This window comes from Aminobacter sp. Y103A, from assembly GCF_030294925.1.
Classification (GTDB): Bacteria; Pseudomonadota; Alphaproteobacteria; order Rhizobiales; family Rhizobiaceae; genus Aminobacter; species Aminobacter ciceronei.
In genome coordinates, this window is sequence record NZ_AP017986.1 from 612,952 (window position 1) to 632,086 (window position 19,135).

Consider the following 19,135-nt stretch of genomic DNA (forward strand, 5'->3'; position numbering starts at 1 on the left):
AGGGAAAACACGGCACTGCCGGGGTTGCGGGTTAAAACCTTCCTGTTTTTATCATGTTTAGTGTTTGATTCTGCTGAACTAACGGCGGCAGTCGCATCGCGGCCCGTATGAATTGTCGCAGCAAGAAAGTCTTACGGGTGTAGCAGAAACAACACACGATGCTTGCAGGCGCAAAGCGATCGCCAGCCGACCATGGAGGCCGGACGTGAACCACGAGGCGTTTCGATGAGGGACTGCACCTGGCTGCACCTGACAGGGAGGCGCCCGTCAGCGCTTGAAGTCGATCGGAACAACGATCACTGACGGCACCGCAGGCGGCGGCGCCGGGATCGGCGAGGACCGGCGCACCAGGCTGACCGCAGCTTCGTCGAGCGCCGGGTCGCCAGACGAATTGATAAGTTTGACCGACAGCACGTCGCCGCCGGAATTGAACGAGAACTGAACTGCGGCAACGCCTCGGTTGCGAACGTTGCGCGGCTTGTGCCTGTTCAGATGGGCGAAGACGCGCGACTGCCAGCGCGCCGGCGACATTGCCTTGCCGCTGCCCTGGCCGGGTGCGGGCGCGCGCACGCTTTCGGAGCTCTGCGCCGACTTCTTCGCCGCGGCGCTCTGCTGCGACGGCTTCTTCTCGATCTTGGCTTCCTTGACCGGCTCGGGCTTCTTCTGCACCGGCTTCTTTTCGCGCACCGGCTTTTCCACCGGCTTCGGCTTCTTGATCTCGGGACGCGGTTCGGGGATCGCCATCGCCACTTCGGGCAGCGGTGCCTCGACGAGGTCGGGGATCACTTCCTCGATCGGCTCGGCCTCGGTGACTTCTTCCAGACGCTCCGGCGTCAGCTCCGCGACCTGCTCGACGGGTTCGACCGGCTCAGTCACCGGCTCGACTGGATCGGGCGGAATGGTCTCGGTCATTTCCTCGACGTGTTCGGCCGCCGCACTGTCGACCATGTCGGTCGCGTCCTGCTCAACGGCTTCCGGGGCCATTGCCATCGGCGCGAGGACGATCATCACGGCGGACTGCGCCTGCATGTCTTCCATCATCATTGGCGGTTGCTGGTTGAGATACCAGGCGCCGGCCATGTGGACGGAAAAGATGACGGCCGCCGCCGTCGACCACAGCAATGCCTCGCTGCGGCTGATGCCGCCGAAGCTGAACTGGTCATGCGTTGCAGCACTCATTGCGCCTGCCCCTCGCTGACCGCAGGCGGAGTGGCCTGCACCTGCTCCAGCCCGACGAGCGCGATCTTGAGGTAGCCCGCGCCGCGCATCAGGTTCATCACTTCCATCAGCTCGCCATAGTCGACGCCGCGGTCGGCGCGCAGGAAGATGCGGGTTTCCTTGTCGGCCTTGGCGGCGGTATCGAGCTGCTGCTGGAACGCGGTGCGGGCAACCGCGTCCTGGCCGATCGAGATGCTGAGGTCTTCCTTCAGCGTCACGTAAAGCGGCTCCTCAGGGCGCGGCGTGGCGGTCGCGGTCGAGGCCGGTAGGTCGACATTGACGTCGACGGTGGCCAGGGGTGCTGCCACCATGAAGATGATCAAGAGCACCAGCATGACGTCGATGAACGGCGTCACGTTGATCTCGTGGTTTTCCTGGAGATCGTCCTCGTCAACGGATTGTCTGATGCCGCCGGCCATGGTCCCGACTCCTAGACAGCGACGGCGGGCGCGCCACGCCCGTTGCCGCGCATGGCTTCATTGGCCGGCAAGCGCTCACTGCGCTGTGGCTGGCGATCGAGATCGCGGCTGACCAGGCGCTGCACGCCTGCCGCGGCGTCGGCCAGGCCCTGGCGGTAACCGGTGATCGAACGCACGAAGACGTTGTAGATCACCACCGCCGGAATGGCGGCGATCAGGCCGACGGCGGTCGCGAGAAGCGCTTCGGCGATGCCGGGAGCGACGACAGCGAGGTTGGTCGTCTGCGATTCCGAGATGCCGATGAACGAGTTCATGATGCCCCAGACGGTGCCGAACAGGCCGACGAAGGGTGCCGTCGAGCCGATCGTGGCGAGCACGCCGGTGCCGCGGCTGAGGCGGCGGCCTGCCTGCGCCTGAATGCGCATCAGCCTCGACTCGACGCGCTCCTTGATGCCGGAGGCGTCGGCATGGCCGAATTCGTGGCCCGACATCTCGAACTCGTCGACGGCGGCGCGAACAAGCACGCCGCCGATGCCGGCGCGGTCACCGAGCGCCTGCGAGGCGTCGGCGAGCCTGCGGGCGTGAAGAATGCCGCGCAGCGCCTTCTTCAGCCGCGCCTTGCTGGCGGCGATCTCGAGTGATTTGGCCAGCCACACGGTCCAGGTGATCAGCGAGGCGAAGGCGAGGCCGATCATCACGCCTTTGACCACCCAGTCGGCGGCCATGAACATGCCCCAGGGCGACAGGTCGTGCGGCAACAGGCTCTTGGGAACGTCCGTGCCGGCAGGTGCACCGACGGTCGTGTCGATCGGCGCGGACACAGCAGGCTGCCCGGTTGCAGGCGCCGTGGCCGCCGGTGCGACCGTCGGCTCACCGGCAGCCTGGTCCGGTTGTGGTGCGACGTTGGCGCCTGGCTGCGGCAGGGCGTTGATACGTGGCTGCGTCGCTTCGGCTGCGGGGGCGGCCGCATTGGCAGCGTCGCCGGGCGCTGCTGGCTGGGCGGTCGGCGTGGCGACGGCTGCCGTCGGATTTGCCGGAGCTGTTGGAGCGCTCGTTGCGGGTGCCGTGGGCTCCACCTCAGCCGGCGCGGTCTGCTGGGCGAAAGCCGCGCCCGCGCTCAGAGTGATGTACAGCGCCGCTGCCATGATGCGTCCGGACCGATACTGAGCTTGCGACCCGAAAGCCGTCCCGGTGCTTGTGATGCCCCAGATGCTTCTCATGTCCGCAGTCTCCGATCGCACGCAAATGACTCAAAGGCAGGTGTCGTGCCCGGCCTCTAACATTGTTGACTTCTTTAATCAAGAAAAGCGCCCAAGAAACATGAGAATGACACACCAGAATTCATGCGTCGAGGACGAAGCGCGATCGAAAGGGCTGAGGCGCAGGGAAATCGGAGGCTCGGCTGACCGCCTTCGACGTTCGCACGAGCGCGCTGCGGCTTATCAATAAAGTTGGCGATAACCCATTTCTGGCCAGCGCCGAGGGCCGTTCGTAAGGTCCGGTCCATCGCAGGGCCTCGAGGCCCAGACAACAAGATCAGCATTGGCCGGCTAAAGGAGCGCTCCGATGGACATCCGCTCGAGCGATTTCACGCGACCGACACTCGAGCACCAGGGCACCACGCCGGTGTGGTGGCTGGTGCCGCCGCGCGAGATGCGGGACGCGACGCTGGGCGGCCATCTCGAACTGATCAGCGAGTTCGAGATCCGCGCCGGCGGTGAGGTCAACACCCACCACCACCCCACCTACGAGTTCTATTTCATGCTCTCCGGCCGGGCGCTGATGACCATCGAGGACGAGACCCGCGAGATCGGCCCCGGCGACCTGGTCACTATTCCGCCCAATGCGCGGCACTCGATCAAGCCGGCGCACGAGCATAACGGCATCCGGGCGCTGGCCATGGCCTTCGGCGTCAAGGATGCGCCCGTCGTCGACTATTCGACCGACCCGGAAAGCTACTGACCCCCTTCATCCAGGCTGCGACCACGACAATGACCATCACCCTTTATGCGGGGCTCGCCGGCGACACCGATCCCGGCCGCTTCATGAGCTCAGGCCTGCTGCGCAGCCGCGATGGCGGCGCCTGGGAGCGGATCGAGAAAGGCTTTCCCGCCGTACCGCAGACATTCGCCCTGCTCGCCGACCCAAGGCGCCCGGGTGAAGTGTTTGCCGCCACGCAGGACGGCATCTTCCGCAGCGCCGACCACGGCGACAGCTGGACCCGGCTCGATGCGCCGAAGCCGGACTTCGCGGTGTGGTCACTCACCCGCCATCCGCACGAGCCGGATACGCTGTTTGCCGGCTATGAGCCGACGGCGATCTTCAAATCGACCGACAATGGCCGCAGCTGGCGCAACCTCGAGGTTTCGGTCGGCTACCCCGCCATCACGGCCGGCATGCCAAGGCGCATCACCCGCATTGCCGTCGACCCCACCAATGCGGACAGAATCTACGCCAGCATCGAGATCGGCGGCCTGATCATGTCGGAGGACGGCGGCCGCAGCTGGCGCCAGGCGCTCGACGGGCTCTATGTCGTCGAAGATGCCGTCGACCTGCATTCGGTGCTTGTTGATGCCGAGGGCAAGGTGTCGGTGACGACACGTGTCGGCGCATTCCAGAGCAGCGATCATGGTCGCCGCTGGAGCAAGCTGGCGGTGCCGGCGCTGCGCGAAAAGGGCTCCTATTGCCGCGTCCTCGGCCAGGGGCCGGCCGAGACGATCTATCTCGGCGCCGGCAACGATTTCGATGGCGACCTGGGCGATTTCTTCCGCTCGACCGACGGCGGCGCGAGCTTCCAGCGCCTCGATCTCGGCGCGCCCCTGAAGAGCACCGTCTTTGCCATGGCCGTCGACCCGACCGACGCCAAGCGGCTCGTCTGCTCGGACAAGTTCGGCCACGTTTTCCTGAGCGACGATGCCGGTGACAGCTGGCGCGCGCATCCGCTTCCGCGTGGCATCGGCCATGTCTTTTCCATCGCCATCGGCTGAGGGGCGCATCATGGCAAATCCGTTCAAACAACGCCTTCTGCGGGACGAACCCGTCGTCGTCGTCAATCCCGACCATCCGTCTCCGGCTCTGACCGAGTTTCTCGGCCGCCTTGGGGTCGACGGCGTGTTCATCGATTGCGAGCACGGCACGGCCTCGATCCAGACGGTGCAGGACATGTGCCGCGCGGCGCGTGCCGCCGGCCTTCAGTCCATCGTCCGGCCGGAAGCCAATCTCGACCACCTGCTCACACGCTACCTCGATGCCGGCGCCGGCGGCCTGATCGTGCCGCATGTCGACGACGCCGACGGCGCCCGAAGCATCGTTGCCGCCGTGCGCCGGGCCCGGCCGCAGAACCATGACGACACCGTGGTGGTGGCGATGATCGAGTCACTTGAGGCAGTCGACAACCTCGACGCCATCGTTGCCGTCGAAGGCGTCGACGTCTTCTTCATGGGCCCTAACGATCTGTCGCATTCGATGGGCCTGAACGGCCAGACCCATCATCCCGACGTCAAAAGGCTCGTCCTCGATTGCGCCGCAAGAATCCGCGCTGCCGGCAAGGTGCCGGGCACGCTGGTGACGCGCGACACCGTCGCCGCCTTCGTCCGCGGCGGCTGCCGCTTCCTCTACGAGCACGCCAACAATTTCCTGATCACCGGAGCCAACGACTTCCGGCACATACTGAAAGAGAGCAACACATGAGTAAGATCGAACGCCTGCGCCAGGGCGAGCGGATGTCGCAGATCGTCATCCATGGCGACACTGTCTATCTCGCCGGCCAGACAGCCACCGATCCGGTACCGTCGGTTGCCGAGCAGACGCGGCAGATCCTCGACAAGATCGACGCCTATCTCGCTGAGGCCGGCACCGACAAGTCGAAGGTCCTGTCGGCCAATATCTGGCTCACCGACGTCGCCAGCTTCGAGGAGATGAACGCGGTCTGGGACGCCTGGGTGGCCAAAGGCAATACGCCGGCGCGGGCAACCGTCGGCTCGCCGCTGGCCCGGCCGAAGAACCTGGTCGAGATCGCCGTCATCGCGGCGCGCTGAGCGCGACGCCAACCACAACTGAAAGCCCGGTCCGGACCGGCACGCACTTGCCCGATCCATCGGGTGGGAATGCCGGCCTGCGGCCAACGAAAAGCGGAAGGACTGCCATGTCACGTCAATTGGGAGTGGGCCTCTACGGGGCCGGAAACATCGTTCACGACGGCCATGCGCCGGCCGTTGCGGCGGGTGCCTCGACCCGGCTCGCCGCGGTGTGCGACATCGACGAGGCCCGCGCCAGGACGCTGGCCGACGCCTATGGCGGCGCCAGCATCTACACCAGCCTGGACAAGATGCTCGCCGATCCGTCCGTCGACATCGTCATCATGGCGACGCCCAACAACCTGCATCGCCGTGACTTCGAGGCCTGCGCCCGCGCCGGCAAGCATGTGCTGTGCGAGAAGCCATTGGCCGTCACCTATCCCGACGCGATCGCCATGGCTAGGATCGCCGAGGAGCACAAGATCGTGCTCAAGACCGGCTTCAACCAGCGCTACCTCAACCAGATCCGCATGGCCAAACTCGCCATCGAGGCCGGTCTGATCGGCGAGGTGTTCTCCTTCCGCACCGTGTTCTCGGCCAAGTGGGACAATTGGGTCGACGGCACGAATTTCCGCTGGGATCTCGAGCGGTCGGGCGGCGCCACCACCAACGACAACCTGATCCACCGCTTCGACATGCTGCGCTATTTGCTCGACGACGACTATGCCGAAGTCGTGGCCGATGTCAGCCACTGCGTCATCCCGCCCGTCGTCGACGACAACGTTCATCTGATGGTGCGCACCAACAAGGGCGCGCGCGGCTCCTTCATCGCCGACCGCTATTCGCCGGTGCTCGGCGACGCTACCGAACTCTACGGCACCAAGGGCTCGCTGTCGTTCTGGACCAATGCCGGCTCGCCCTTCTTCGACGTGCCGCTTGCCATCAACACCACCGTGCCGATGAACGAGCTGCCGGAAGAGATTCGCAAGGCCGTCTATCCGACAGCGCGCTCCAAGCAGAACCGCCACGCCTGGGACGGCTGGCTGTCGATCTGGCCGCCGCGCAACGAGTGGGACACCTATGCCGAGCAACTCGCCGGCATGGCCGACGAAATCCTGACGGGCAACCGCGACGGCATCGGCGCCACCGGCTTCGACGGCGCCCGCGCCACCGAGCTGGTCCATGCCGCCTACAGCTCGCAAATCGCCCGCGCCTGGGTGTCACTGCCTTTGGCCGACGACGCGCCCTTCGCATTTCCCGACTTCGAGGGCGCCGACTCCGATGCCAAGGCGGGCCGGTCATGATCACCGCCGGCTTCTACAGTACCTTCCTGCACCAGTTGCCCGTCACTGAGTTGGCGGGCAAGCTGTCGCAGGCCGGCTATAGCTCGGTCGAGCTCAACGGCGACCTGTGGAGCAACGGCTTCGTGCCGCATGTGACGCCAGCGCTCGATGCGGCTGGTCGGGCGGATGTCGCCCGCGCCATCTCGGATGCCGGCATGAGCATCTCGGCATTGAGCGCCTGCCTGCATCTCGCCAAGGAGACGTCGGAGGAGCGCCGCGCCGGCATCGACTATCTCAAGGCATCGGTGGACCTGGCGCGCGACATCGGTGCGCCGATGGTCTGGGTCTTCACCGGCCGCGCCTTTGGCGGCATCGACATCGCCACAGCACGAAAGTACCTGGCGGCAGCCCTGGAGGAGGTTTGCGACCATGCCAGGGATCGGGGCGTCAAGTTCGGCATCGAAGGCTGCTCGATGCATATCGTCGCCAAGACCGACGAGTATCTCGCCCTGTTCAAGGCGATCCCCGGCTCCGATGTCCGTGTCGCTTTCGATCCGACCCATTTCCAGCTGCGCGGCGAAGATCCGGTCAGGGCGGCGGAGTTGCTGTTCGACCGTATCAGCAATTTTCACGTCAAGGATTCGGTCGGCCTCTATCCCGACTTCAAATGCGTGCCGCTCGGGACCGGCGAGGTCGACCTGAAGGCCGTTACCGACACCTTGCGGCGCCTTGGCTACGCCGGTTCCGCCTCGGTCGAATATGAATCGCACCTGTTCGGCTGGGAGATCCCGGCCGACGAGGTTATCCGCGACAGCCGCGCCTTCCTGCGCGGGCTTGGCATCTGAACAGGAGGCGTCGATGTCGCGCTCGCCAATCGGCCCGTTCAGAGAATTCGACGACTACGACGCGCTTGGCCTTGCCGACCTCGTTCGCCGTCGCGAGGTCAGCTCGCGCGAGCTTCTGGAGACCTCGATCGCCCGCATCGAAGCGCTCGACGGGGTGCTGAATGCCGTCGTCATCCGCTGTTTCGAGCAGGCGCTGGCCCTTGCCGAGACCACGCCGCCCGCCGGACCTTTTGCCGGCGTGCCCTATCTCGCCAAGGACCTGCACAGCTCCTGGGCCGGCATTGCCACGACCAACAGCATCTCGTCCTTCGCCGGCAGCGTTTCCAAGTCGGATTCGCTGATCACCCAGCGGACCAAGAACGCCGGCTTCATCCTGCTCGGCAAGACCAATGCACCGGAATGGGGCTGGTCGCTGACAACAGAGTCGCCGATGCACGGCCCGGCGCGCAATCCCTGGGCCTTCGACAGGACCCCGGGCGGTTCGAGTGGCGGGGCGGCCGTAGCGGTTGCGGCGGGCTATCTTCCGCTTGCCGACGCCGGCGACGGTGCAGGTTCCACCCGCGTGCCGGCGGCGATCAACGGCCTCGTCGGCCTCAAGCCGTCGCGCGGCCGCATCTCGCCGGGGCCGGAGGCCGCCGACTTCTGGTTCGGCGGCGGACAGTCGTCATGCGTGTCGCGGACGGTGCGCGACAGCGCGGCCATGCTCGACGCCTTGCAGGGCGGCTATCCCGGCGAGCCCTATTACATCAGGGAGCGTCCGTCGTTCCTCGACAGTACTGCGCCCTCCAACCGGCGCCTGCGCATCGGCTTCAGCCTCAACAATCCGCGCGGCGATGCCAACAGCGCCGTCGTCGACGAGGCCGTCTGCGATGCGGCGCGGCTCTGCGGCGCGCTCGGACACGAGGTCGAGCCGTTCGATTTCGACTATGACTTCGAGAGCCTTTGGCGCGCCTATACCGGCATGATCCGGGTCCAGACGGCAGCTCAGTTCGACGATCACGCCAGGGCGCGGGGTGTTCCAAACAAGCCGTCCGACATGTCGGTGACGATCTGGACGACAATCGAGCGCGGCCGGGCGACCAGCGCCATCCAGCACAGCCGCGACATCGAGGCGATGCGCCGGCATTCCCGCCACATCGCAACGCTGACCTCGCGCTACGACGTCGCGCTGCTGCCGGTCCTGCCGCAGGGCACCCGTCCGCTTGGTTATTACGACATGTCCAAGGATATCGACGCCTATGACGCCTCGGCGATGGGCGAGGACACGGTGTACATGGTGCCGTTCAACGTTTCGGGTCAGCCGGCATTGTCGCTGCCGCTCGGCATGGACCGCTCCGGCCTGCCGCTCGGTGTCCAGCTTGTCGCCCCGCCGGCCGGCGAGGCCACGCTGATCGAGCTCGCGGCCGCACTCGAACGGGCGCGTCCCTGGTATGACCGGCGTGCACCGTTCCATGCCGCCAACGGGGTTGGCGGCAGGTTCTGACGGTCAGTGCCGGACGCCGTTCGCCATGTGATGGGCGAACGGCCGATCGAAATGCGCCGCGCACAGTTTGCCCAGGCGCTCAAGATCGTGGTCCTCCAGCGCCTTGATCATCTCGTCATGTTCGGCCAGTGCCGGTTCGATGAGGCTGTCGGTCATCAGGCTTGCGGCATCGATGCTGCGCATGCCGGCATCACAATCATGGATCGCGCGGGCGATGAACTCGTTGCCGGTCGCCTCGAGCAGCAGGTCATGGAAGGCGCGGTTCTGGACATAAGCCAGCTCGAGATCGCCGACTGAAATCGCCGAGCGGTGGATCTGCCTGGCGTGTTCGAGCTTGTTCATCAGCACCGGCGACACCGGCAGGCGGATGCGCTGCACGGCAGCGGCGATCAGAAGCTGGCGCACGTCGTGCAGCTTGACCAGATCGTCGGGCGAGAGGTGGCGCACCACCGCACCGCGATAGGGTTCGAGCTTGACCAGGCCGGTGCGTGCCAGCTCCTGCAGCACGGCGCGCGCGACGTGGCGCTTGACGCCGAGGCCGTAGACCAGCTCGTCCTCCATGATCCGCTCCTTGGGCAGGATGCGGCCGAGCACGATGTCGCGTTCGATCTTCTTGGCGACATTACCGACGATCTCCGACGAACGCGTCGCTCCGGACTGACGTGCCCGCGCGCCAAGCGGCTTGAGCAGTTCCTCCAGCTTGCGCGCGGTTTCCGCGAGATCGATTGCGGACGGCCGGCGACGCATGCGTTCGGCCCGCTGAAGGCGTTCGACCGCGTTCTCCGACAGCGGCATGGCGGCATCGGCGACGCGCTGCATCTCGTCCATGTCGCCGCTGCCGTGCAGGATGACGTCGCAACCGGCCTCCTGCGAGGCGCTGACCTGCGCGTCGAGCGCATGGGTGCGGCTGATGTCGGAAACGTCGTCGCTCATCAGCACGCCGTCGAAGCGGATCATGCCGCGGATGATTTCGTCGATGACGGTGCGCGAGGCGGTGGCCGGCGCATCGCGGTCGATGGCACGGTAGATGACGTGCGCCGCCATGGCGCAGGGCATGTCCTGCAGCGAACGGAACGGCACGAAGTCGGCCGACTGCATCTCGTCCAGCGAAGCGTTTACCACCAAAAGCGCCTCCGACTTGTCCTGCCGGGCGCGGCCATGGCCGAGGATGTGCTTGATAACCGGCAGCACGCCGCCGGCAAGCAGGCCTTCGCAGGTGGCACGACCCAGAATGCTCGCCATTTCAGGCGTGTCGCCCAGCGCCCTGTCGCCGATCACCAGGTCGCCCTTGCCGATCGGCAGGTCGAGCACCGGCGCGATGTTGATGTCGATGCCGAGATCGAACAGTTCGGCTGCGACGAGGCGGGCATTGAGGCGCACGGCATCGAGCGCGCGCCTGACGTCGGTGCGGGCGATCTGGGCAAACAGCGAGGCCGGCGGCGGGGCGCGCCAGTGCGGCGGTGCCAGCCTGGCGACGCGGCCACCCTCCTGGTCGATCAGTACCCGCACGTCGCTGCGGCCGACGCTTTCGCGCAGTTCCGCCACCAGCGTTCGCAGCTGTGCCGGATCGGCGCAATTGCGCTTGTGCAGGATGAAGCCCCAGGGTTGGGCGGCGCGGAAGAAGCTGCGTTCGGCAGCGCTCAGGCTGGTGCCCGAGCAGCCGAACACCACGGCTTTCGGTTGGGTTCGGTCAATGGTCAGCGGCATGGTCATCACACTCTTGGCGGACTGCACAAGACCGACTTGTCGCCACCCCCAGTCATCAGCTTGGCAGAAAAGCTGCCGGCACGGAAGCCGCAAGCGCGCTTGCCTGACGCCTGCCGGTCACGGCTGCTCCTGCCGCTGGCGTCCGAACACCACCATGACGACGATGGCGACAAGCACGATCCAGATCGTCGAGATCACCGCGGCCTGGGGGTCGACGCGGTCGCGCAGGCCGAGGAACATCACCTTGGTCAGCGTCGTGTTGGCGCCGCCGCCGACGAACATCGACACGATCACCTCGTCGAGCGACGTCAGGAAGGACAGTAGCGCCGCCGACAGCAAGGGAAAACGCATCTGCGGGATGACGACGGAAACCATCGTCCGCCACCAGCCGGCGCCAAGGCTGCGCGAGGCCTTTTCCTGGGTGAAGTCGAAGCGGGCGAAGCCAGCGGATAGGATGACATAGGCGGTCGGAATGGCGATCACCGTATGCCCGAGCCAAAGGCCAGGGAACGAGCCGACGAGATGCAGGCGAGCCAGCACGAAGAACAGGCCGATGGCAACGAGAATCGGCGGCACGGTCGCCGGCATCAGCAGAACGCCATAAAGCGGCAGCCTGGCCCAGCCGAGCGAGCGCGTGGTGGCGTAAGCCGCGGCAAAGGCGATCGGCACGGCAACCGCGGCGGTGACGGTGGCCAGCAGCAGGCTGGTCTTGGTCGCCGGCATCCACAGGTCGGACTGCCAGTACTGCTGCCACCAGCGCAGCGAAAATTCGGTCGGTGGGAACTGAAGCAGTTCGGAGGCCGAGAACGACATCGGCACCACGATCAGTGAAGGTGCCAACAGGAAGGTCGCCACCAGCGCGGTGAAAATCCCGATCGCCAGCCGCAGCGGCCAGGAGACGTCGAAACCGTCAAACATTGGCAGCTCCTCCGAGGGCCTTGATGCTGCGGCGGAGCAGGAAGGTGACCAGGAACACCAGCCCGACCGACAGCAGCAAGAGCACGCCGAGCGCACTTGCCGCCGGCCAGTCGGACAGCACCGAGACGTTCTGTTCGATGCGGGTCGAAATCATCGGCACGCGGCCGCCGCCGAGGATGGCGGGGGTGACGTAGAAACCGAGGCTGAGCACGAACACCAGCACAGCGCCGGCGAAGATGCCGTTGGCGGCCAGCGGCAGGATCACCGCCCGCAGGGTCAGGAGCTTGCTGGCGCCGAGGCTGGCTGCGGCGCGGATGATGTTGTGGTCGATCTGCTTGATCGCGGCATAGACCGGCAGGATGAACAGCGGCAGCATCACATGGGTCATGCCGACGATGGTGCCGAAGAAATTGTTGATCAGCGGCAAGGGTTCCGACACCAGCCCGGTGTCGATGAGGAAGCTGTTGACCAGGCCGTTGCGCTGCAACAGCACCGAGAGCGCGTAGGTGCGGACCAGAAGCGCCGTCCAGAACGGCAACATCACCACGAGCAGCAGGATCGAAGCGAGCCGCTGGCCGGCGCTGGCCATGACCAGCGCGAATGGCGTGCCCAGGAGCATGCAGGTCAGCACTGTCATGCCGCTGACCTGGAAGGTGGTCAGCACCGAGCGTGTATAGACCGGCGTGCTGAGGATCCTGAGATAGGTGTCGAGCGACACGGAGCCGTCGGGCCGGGCGATCGATATCCAGATCATCGCCGCCAGCGGCACGACGATGGCGATGGTGACAAGCAGCACCGCCGGCACAGCGAGGCCGAAAAAGCCGATCTGCGCCAGCTTGCTGTCGCGCCGCAGCGCGGCCGAATTGTCGAAGGTACCGGCTGTCGCCGGCAAGGTCATCGCCGGCGCGCTCATGCGTCGATCACCGGGATCAGCGCGTCGCGCCGCACATGCAGCTTGAGCGGCGCACCCTCGGCCAGCGCCTCGAGGTTGAAATTCGCCGCCTCGGCAGCGGCGATGCGCGCCGATACGGCACCGCCGTTCGCCAGATCGACGGAGATGAGCCAGCTGTCGCCCTGGAACACCGAGCGCGTCAGCGTGCCGCTGAGAGATACATGGTCGTGGCCGCTGGCATCGGAAAGCGACAGTCTTTCGGCGCGGATCATCAGCTTGCGTCCAGCACCAGTGGCATCCCGCTCCGGGGCAACGAAGCTTTCCACCGCATCGAGTTCGAGAATGTTGGCCTCGCCGAGGAACTCGGCGACGAAGCGCGACGTCGGCCGATGATACAACGAAGCCGGTGTTCCGAGCTGGCGGATGACACCGTCGCGCATCACGGCAATGCGATCCGACATCGTCAGCGCCTCGCGCTGGTCGTGGGTGACGTAGACGGTGGTCAGCCCGAGCCGGTCGTGCAGCTTGCGGATTTCGTACTGCATCTGCTCGCGCAGGTTCTTGTCGAGCGCCGACAGCGGCTCATCCATCAGCATCAGCCGGGGTTCGAACACCACGGCGCGGGCGAGTGCCACGCGCTGCTTCTGGCCGCCGGACAGCGTTGCGATGTCACGCTCCGCCATGCTGGCGAGATCGACGATGTCGAGCGCCTTTCTCGCACGCTCGGAAGCCTCTGCGCGGCCGATGCCGCGGACGCGCAGGGGAAACATGACGTTGGCGACGACGTTCATATGCGGGAACAGGGCGTAGTTCTGGAACACCACGCCGATGCCGCGCTTGTTGGCGGGCAGGCGGACAAGGTCGCGTCCATCAACGGAAATCTGTCCGCGATCCGGCCTGACGAACCCGGCAAGCGCCATCAGAAGCGTGGTCTTGCCGGAGCCGGAGGGGCCGAGAATGCTCAGGAACTCGCCGCGCCCGACGTCGAGGCCGACGTCGTCGAGGGCGCGGAAGGATCCGTAGGCCTTCGAAAGGTTGCGGATTTCGATGAACGCAGCACTTGTCATGTCGCTTGAGCCGACCTGTTCCTGCCGCGCTCAGCGCGACATCATTTCCTGGAAGCCGAGCTGGGCCTCGCCGACATGTTCGACCCACCATTCATTGCGCTGGGCAAGCTGGTGCGCTGCATTGTCGGGATAGGTCGGCAGCTTCTTCGAGACGTCGTCGGGGATGAGGCCGGTCTCGTAGGCGCGCTTGTTGGCTGCGCCATATTTCACCCCGACCGAGAACTTGGCCTGGGCCTCCGGCTTGGACATTTCGTTGATCATCTTCATCGCTTCGGCGGCATGCGGGGCTCCGACCGGAACCGCCCAGCAATCCATGCTCATGACGCCCTGGTTGAAGGTGTAGTCGATCTTGGCCCCGTCCTTCTTGGCGGCTTCGAAACGGGCATTCCAGCCCACCGACATGTCCACTTCCTTGTCCTTCATCAGCTGCGCGTGCTGGGCACCCGAATTCCACCACACCGCGATGTGCGGGCGCAACTGCTCGATCTTGTCGAGTGCGCGCTGCATGCCGCCTTCCGAGCCCAGCACCTCGTAGACCTTGTCCATCGGCACGCCGTCGGCGAGCAGGGCGATCTCGAGCTGCGCTTCGGCATCGTTGCGCATGGCGCGGCGGCCGGGGAACTTCTCGACGTCCCAGAAGTCGGCCCATGTCTGCGGCGCCTTGTCCTTGTAGGCGTCGGTGTTCCAGGCCATGACCCAGGAGAAGATCAGCGCCGAGATGCAGTATTTCTGTGCCGTGCCCTCGATGAAATCCTTGGAGTCGATGACGCTGTAGTCGAGCGGCATGAACAGGCCTTCGCGGCCGCCCTTTTCAGCCTGGAAGGCGTTGGTCTGGACGAGGTCGAAGGTCACGGCATTGGCCGCCGCCTGCAGCTTCACCGAGGCATAGGCGTCGTTGATGGTTTCCTCGCGCACGGTGTTGCCGAGCGTCTTCGCCGCCGGCCCCCACAGGGTCTCGCGGCCGACCTCTTGGATCACGCCGCCGCCGACGGCGACAGTCACCTCAGCCGCCTGGGCGGCCTGGCCTGCAATGCCCCACGCGGCAAGCAGCGCACAGGCAGAAAGAGAGTTCCTCACATTTTTCCGGATCATGGCAATTCCCCACGGGGCTGGTTTTCGTCCAGCAGTTTTATTTTCCCTGAACAGCACTGTAGGGCTTGGTTTGCCCGGTGTTCAGCGCCCTTGGCTGTGTCGCCAGGGCCAGTTCCAGAATTACCGTAGGGCATGTTGGGCAGGTATCCGCGATTTATCGATCCGCTTATCGATAATTTTGTTCTCGCTATTTCCCAAGTCTCGCCGGCGGCCTTCGCAAGCGCCGCGGGCCCGTCACGCCGATGAGGCGTCACCGGGGAAAGCTGCGCCGGTCCATCTTGTCGCGACAAGCCAAGGTTAGGAGGCGAAGCCATCGCCAGGCTTGCGAGGCCTGCAAGCCGATGTTCCCGCCATAGTTGAGCCGAGATCTGGTTGCACCAAGAGGGGCGGAAGCCATCGGGTCAGTCATTTCGGTGGTGGCCCGGAGGCGGCATAGGTCACACCGGACCTCGACGAGCCCTCCGCGCCGGCCTGTCCATGGCCAGTCCAAAACGTCTGCCCAAGAACTGGTGCATGCTGCGCTAACGAGAACCAGCGTTCATCGTATTGGGGCAAGACCATCGAGCAGATAGTCGAGGCCCTTGCGGAAGGCGCCGTCCCAATCGCTGTCCAGCAACAGGCGGGAGCGTTCGATCGTGGGATAGCGTTCGCTGAGTCCGGCGAGGCGTTGCTGTGCTGCGGCCTGGTCGTCGTCGGTGAGTTCGAAGCTCGCCCGGGTGATGGTCGAGCCCATCACGTGGTTCCACAGTGACCAGATCGCGACGTTCAGATCTGCATCCGCTACACCTGCTTTGGACAAGGCGTTGGCAAGCAATTCCAGGCGACCGAGGATGTTCGGGCCGAGTGCCCGGCGCGGCAACAGCGATGCCGACCAGGGATGGCGCAGCATGCTGGCGCGCCAGCCCTCGAGCACATGTACGGCCTCTTGCCGCCACCCCTGGGGTTCGGCCCTGTCGGACGGCGCGCGGTATTCGAGCACCTTGTCGAGCGCAAGGTCGAAAACGTCCTCCTTGTTGTCGACGTGCCAGTAGAGGCTCATCACCCCTGAGCCGAGACGATCGGCCAACCGTCGCATCGTCAGTCCGTCGATGCCTTGGGTGTCCAGCAGCTCCACCGCGGTCGCCACGATGCGTTCCAGAGACAGGGGCGGCTCGCCGCGCGGCTCGCGCGTCGGTCTTGGCGACTTGCCGGGCTGAGGCCGTTTTTTGCCGCTGCGTTTGCCTGCCATCCGTCGTCCCCACTTGCGCCACGATTTCTGAATTCGCTACCGACATTCGTTTTGCAGGCGGACGTCGCAATCGAATGGCCTGAAATCAATAAGTTGCCGTCATCACGGCACGGAGTTCTGCCCGTCGCCTGATTTCCAATTCGAGCGAAAACACCGTTCGTGAGCTTCGACTTTGGCAGTCGACGTCAGGAAAGTCGATGCCCGGCAGTTGACTAGTACAATGTACCATAGGACTAATCGCACATCGTACGAGTCATCCTGACGACGATGGGCCGAGTTCGATCATGCGGCCGCCAGTGGCGGGCCGCGGAACCAAAGAGAAAAATCATGTCACGCAAAATCAAGCATCTGCTTGTCGGAGGCCTAATCACCATGACCATGTCACTTCCCACCGCGACGACGGCCAACGAGAGCGATCTCAGGCTGACAATCATCAACCCCGAGAACCTCTACGACCCGACGCCGAACGGCTACAGCACGGCGGTCATCGTTCCCGCCGGTGCGCGTGTCGCCTACATCTCGGGGCAGGGCGGCCAGGACGCCACCGGCAGCCTGTCGCCCGACTTCTCCGTTCAGGTGAAGCAGGCCTATGCCAATCTGCGTAGCGCTCTCGACGCTCTCGGCGCAAAGCCCAACCAGGTCGCCAAGCTCACCGTCTACGTCGTCGACCACGACATGTCGAAGCTCGGCGTGCTGACGGAGAGCGTCAAGGCGATGTTCGGCAACACGCTACCGGCCCAGACGCTGATCCCCGTCCCCAAACTCGCCGTCGACCCAATGCTGTTCGAGGTCGAGGCTGTCGTCTCGCTGAAATAGTGGTGGTGGCTCGCCCGGGGGTGACTGATGCGTCGGCGCACGATGTTTGACTGTCAATCGGGAGGCCGGCCTCACCGGGGGTCGCGCATCCCGTTGAAACTGGAATTTCCAACCGGAGAAACGTCTGTCCTGGAGAGCAGAATAATAGAATTGACATCGACTGCCAATAAATATAAAACCCGGCTGTCGATATTTGCTTGTTCGATTTTTGTTATTGCGCAAAATCGCTGTGCGCCAACGAACATCCCTTCAAATAAAATCGCGATGTAAAACAGCCACGCAATCGCTTGGTTGTCGATGAATATTGCCATGAAAGGGGTTTGTTATGACCACTGGCACAGTGAAATGGTTCAATGCTACCAAGGGCTTCGGCTTCATCCAGCCTGACAACGGCGGTCCGGACGTGTTCGTCCACATTTCCGCGGTTGAGCGGGCCGGCATGCGTGAAATCGTCGAAGGCCAGAAGATCGCCTACGAGATGGAGCGTGACAACAAGTCGGGCAAGATGTCTGCCGGCCAGTTGCAGGCCGCCTGATCGGTCTTGGTGCCCTTCGGTGACCACGGATGTACTGGCACCGTCACAGGGCGCGATCGACTTACAAAAGCCAGGCAGTTTGCCTGGCTTTTTTGTTGGCAGCGTTCAGTCCTCTTTTCGAGAATGTAGGGATAACAAACATGACTGATTCCCAGAGCAAGGCACGAGAGCAAGCCGAGTCAGCCTTCGGCAAGACGCAATCGCAATCTCTTGCCCGCAACCGGATCAACTCGGAGATCGACGCGGTCGTTCAGCAGCGCGAGGAAAAGACGCTGCGCTTGCGCGCTCTGCGGCTGGAAAGGGAAGCCACCGAGCTTGCCGCCGGTCCGTCTACCGTTCGCGAGCGCGCAGCCGGCAAGAAGTAAGAAACAGATATAAGATCAACGGCCTAGGTGATCAAAGTTGCTGGCGGAGAGAGCGGGATTCGAACCCGCGTTACGGTCTCCCGTAAACACACTTTCCAGGCGTGCGCCTTCAACCACTCGGCCACCTCTCCGCATGCGCGCTGTGCGCCGGCTGGTTATGCCGGGCCGGTTGGGAGTGCGCGCATCTCCTTGGCGTCGGCTCGTCGAGCCGTCATTCGGGTGCAGCCAACCTGCCGGGCACCCATCGCCTGCCACCGAACACATTAGCGTCCGGCTGCGGGGCTCATCTAGTCGATCCTGCGCCGCTTGCCAAGCGCTGACGTGGCAAATGTTATCAGGCAAAACGATCGTCGTGCTGCGCAGCGCCGGCAAAGCCACGATCCGCAGCGGCGAGGCGCCTTGCTGGCACCGTCGCCGCCCTTATTGCAAGTGCCTGGCGCTCTGTCACAAACTGCTTTGAAGGGCAGGGGGAGATTCGATGTCGTCAGAGAGCGAACCGTCCGGCTGGGACATCTGGCGCTGGCTGCCGGTGGCCTGGCTGTGCCTCGTCATGGCGCTCAGCGCGCGCGGCATCGACGCCAGCTTCGCCATCATGCTGGATTTCTCGATGCCGTCGGCAGTGCTGGGGCTGATCTATGTCTCGGTCGCCTTCAGCGCGGTGACGATCGGCTGGGGCATCTACCTGCTCGTGCTCGCCTACAATCGCGATCGCAGGTTCCGGCGCGCCTTCACCATCTGGCAATGGGCGATCATCGCCTTCCTCGTCCTCAAGCAGGTCTATGTTCTTGTCATGCCGAATTTCGCCTTTGGCCTCGTCGGTCTTGCCTGGGACGGCGGCGAGGTCGCCATCGGCCTTGCCATGATCTGGCTGGTCGGCCGACAGGACCAGCCACAAGCCTTGTTGAGCAGTGGCCCGCACGAGCGGCCGCGTCTGCTGGTTTCGATCGTCGCTGCCATCCTCGGCGTCATCGTCGGTGCAGCAGTTGGCGCGGGTGTCGGGCTCGCGCTGGGCACGGGCATTTCCGAAGCCACCGATATGAGCTGCTTCGAGGGCGCCTGCGGCTATTTCGTCGTGCTGATCGGCCTCGGCGGCCTGCTGGTCGGCGCGGTTTCCGGCGGCATCTTCGCCGTCTGGCGGGCCAATCGCCGCAAGTCGAAGCCGCCAGTCCCGCCGCAAACGCCTGTCAATTAGCCGTGTCTTCGATTGCACCCACCGGCGGCGCGGCCTATTTCTCGTTCATAACCGATATC

General features: G+C 64.7%; 21 protein-coding genes and 1 tRNA gene. 11 read left to right on the top strand and 11 right to left on the bottom strand.

All coding sequences use genetic code 11. The annotated features are described in order from the left end of the window. Positions 1 to 267 precede the first annotated feature (267 nt). From Amn_RS02900 to exbB, 3 genes are read right to left on the bottom strand one after another with little or no spacing between them, the layout of a single operon-like run. The gene (locus tag Amn_RS02900; RefSeq protein WP_286294501.1) at positions 268 to 1,179 is read right to left on the bottom strand and encodes an energy transducer TonB family protein; all 912 of its coding nucleotides are present in this window, start codon (positions 1,177 to 1,179) and stop codon (positions 268 to 270) included. Beyond that, positions 1,176 to 1,637, bottom strand: a complete 462-nt coding sequence (gene exbD / locus Amn_RS02905) for a TonB system transport protein ExbD (RefSeq protein WP_067954728.1) — start codon at positions 1,635 to 1,637, stop codon at positions 1,176 to 1,178. The genes Amn_RS02900 and exbD overlap by 4 nt, the downstream gene beginning before the upstream one ends. An 11-nt stretch (positions 1,638 to 1,648) precedes the next feature. After that, positions 1,649 to 2,782 (bottom strand): tonB-system energizer ExbB, encoded by a 1,134-nt coding sequence (gene exbB / locus Amn_RS02910; protein WP_286294502.1) that lies wholly within the window; start codon positions 2,780 to 2,782, stop codon positions 1,649 to 1,651. Positions 2,783 to 3,203: 421 nt separating this feature from the next. Between exbB and Amn_RS02915 the strand changes: the two genes are divergently transcribed. The 7 genes from Amn_RS02915 to Amn_RS02945 all read left to right on the top strand — a co-directional run bounded on the left by Amn_RS02915 (position 3,204) and on the right by Amn_RS02945 (position 9,264). After that, positions 3,204 to 3,599: a cupin domain-containing protein gene (locus Amn_RS02915; RefSeq protein WP_192318948.1), complete on the top strand. Its 396-nt coding sequence runs from the start codon at positions 3,204 to 3,206 to the stop codon at positions 3,597 to 3,599. Between the two features lie 29 nt (positions 3,600 to 3,628). Then, on the top strand, positions 3,629 to 4,624 hold the full coding sequence (locus Amn_RS02920; protein WP_286294505.1) for a sialidase family protein: 996 nt from the start codon (positions 3,629 to 3,631) through the stop codon (positions 4,622 to 4,624). 10 nt (positions 4,625 to 4,634) lie between these two features. After that, positions 4,635 to 5,327: an HpcH/HpaI aldolase family protein gene (locus Amn_RS02925; protein WP_286294506.1), complete on the top strand. Its 693-nt coding sequence runs from the start codon at positions 4,635 to 4,637 to the stop codon at positions 5,325 to 5,327. Further along, on the top strand, positions 5,324 to 5,674 hold the full coding sequence (locus tag Amn_RS02930) for a RidA family protein (protein WP_286294507.1): 351 nt from the start codon (positions 5,324 to 5,326) through the stop codon (positions 5,672 to 5,674). Before Amn_RS02925 ends, Amn_RS02930 begins: the two co-directional genes overlap by 4 nt. A 107-nt stretch (positions 5,675 to 5,781) precedes the next feature. Next, a complete protein-coding gene (locus Amn_RS02935) occupies positions 5,782 to 6,957 on the top strand; it encodes a Gfo/Idh/MocA family protein (RefSeq protein ID WP_286294509.1) in 1,176 nt (391 codons plus the stop codon). Next, a complete protein-coding gene (locus Amn_RS02940) occupies positions 6,954 to 7,781 on the top strand; it encodes a sugar phosphate isomerase/epimerase family protein (protein ID WP_286294511.1) in 828 nt (275 codons plus the stop codon). The genes Amn_RS02935 and Amn_RS02940 overlap by 4 nt, the downstream gene beginning before the upstream one ends. A gap of 13 nt (positions 7,782 to 7,794) precedes the next feature. Then, positions 7,795 to 9,264, top strand: coding sequence for an amidase (locus tag Amn_RS02945; protein WP_286294512.1), 1,470 nt, complete (start codon positions 7,795 to 7,797; stop codon positions 9,262 to 9,264). A gap of 3 nt (positions 9,265 to 9,267) precedes the next feature. Here the strand turns inward: Amn_RS02945 and Amn_RS02950 are convergent, their stop codons facing one another. The 6 genes from Amn_RS02950 to Amn_RS02975 all read right to left on the bottom strand — a co-directional run bounded on the left by Amn_RS02950 (position 9,268) and on the right by Amn_RS02975 (position 16,168). Then, positions 9,268 to 10,971: a glycoside hydrolase family 3 N-terminal domain-containing protein gene (locus Amn_RS02950; protein WP_286294514.1), complete on the bottom strand. Its 1,704-nt coding sequence runs from the start codon at positions 10,969 to 10,971 to the stop codon at positions 9,268 to 9,270. A 117-nt stretch (positions 10,972 to 11,088) separates the two neighbouring features. Further along, positions 11,089 to 11,889, bottom strand: a complete 801-nt coding sequence (locus tag Amn_RS02955) for an ABC transporter permease (RefSeq protein WP_286294515.1) — start codon at positions 11,887 to 11,889, stop codon at positions 11,089 to 11,091. After that, entirely contained in the window at positions 11,882 to 12,802 is a 921-nt protein-coding gene (locus Amn_RS02960; RefSeq protein ID WP_286294516.1) for an ABC transporter permease, read from the bottom strand. The genes Amn_RS02955 and Amn_RS02960 overlap by 8 nt, the downstream gene beginning before the upstream one ends. Further along, complete coding sequence (locus Amn_RS02965; protein WP_286294517.1) at positions 12,799 to 13,848, bottom strand: ABC transporter ATP-binding protein; 1,050 nt, start codon at positions 13,846 to 13,848, stop codon at positions 12,799 to 12,801. The genes Amn_RS02960 and Amn_RS02965 overlap by 4 nt, the downstream gene beginning before the upstream one ends. A 30-nt stretch (positions 13,849 to 13,878) precedes the next feature. Further along, on the bottom strand, positions 13,879 to 14,940 hold the full coding sequence (locus tag Amn_RS02970) for an ABC transporter substrate-binding protein (protein WP_286294518.1): 1,062 nt from the start codon (positions 14,938 to 14,940) through the stop codon (positions 13,879 to 13,881). Positions 14,941 to 15,478: 538 nt separating this feature from the next. Beyond that, entirely contained in the window at positions 15,479 to 16,168 is a 690-nt protein-coding gene (locus Amn_RS02975) for a TetR/AcrR family transcriptional regulator (protein ID WP_154384606.1), read from the bottom strand. A gap of 327 nt (positions 16,169 to 16,495) precedes the next feature. Between Amn_RS02975 and Amn_RS02980 the strand changes: the two genes are divergently transcribed. Continuing rightward, positions 16,496 to 16,984 (top strand): RidA family protein, encoded by a 489-nt coding sequence (locus Amn_RS02980; protein ID WP_286294519.1) that lies wholly within the window; start codon positions 16,496 to 16,498, stop codon positions 16,982 to 16,984. 71 nt (positions 16,985 to 17,055) lie between these two features. Here Amn_RS02980 and Amn_RS02985 read toward each other — a convergent pair whose 3' ends face one another. Then, complete coding sequence (locus tag Amn_RS02985) at positions 17,056 to 17,295, bottom strand: hypothetical protein (RefSeq protein ID WP_286294521.1); 240 nt, start codon at positions 17,293 to 17,295, stop codon at positions 17,056 to 17,058. Positions 17,296 to 17,309: 14 nt separating this feature from the next. Between Amn_RS02985 and Amn_RS02990 the strand changes: the two genes are divergently transcribed. Beyond that, positions 17,310 to 17,519 carry a cold-shock protein gene (locus Amn_RS02990; protein WP_115729494.1) on the top strand — a complete coding sequence of 70 codons (210 nt, stop codon included), beginning with the start codon at positions 17,310 to 17,312 and terminating at the stop codon, positions 17,517 to 17,519. Positions 17,520 to 17,659: 140 nt separating this feature from the next. Then, positions 17,660 to 17,884 carry a hypothetical protein gene (locus Amn_RS02995; protein WP_067954693.1) on the top strand — a complete coding sequence of 75 codons (225 nt, stop codon included), beginning with the start codon at positions 17,660 to 17,662 and terminating at the stop codon, positions 17,882 to 17,884. Between the two features lie 41 nt (positions 17,885 to 17,925). Here Amn_RS02995 and Amn_RS03000 read toward each other — a convergent pair. Next, positions 17,926 to 18,015: transfer RNA gene (locus Amn_RS03000), tRNA-Ser, on the bottom strand. Positions 18,016 to 18,362: 347 nt separating this feature from the next. Between Amn_RS03000 and Amn_RS03005 the strand changes: the two genes are divergently transcribed. Continuing rightward, a complete protein-coding gene (locus tag Amn_RS03005) occupies positions 18,363 to 19,076 on the top strand; it encodes a hypothetical protein (RefSeq protein ID WP_286294523.1) in 714 nt (237 codons plus the stop codon). Positions 19,077 to 19,135 lie beyond the last annotated feature (59 nt).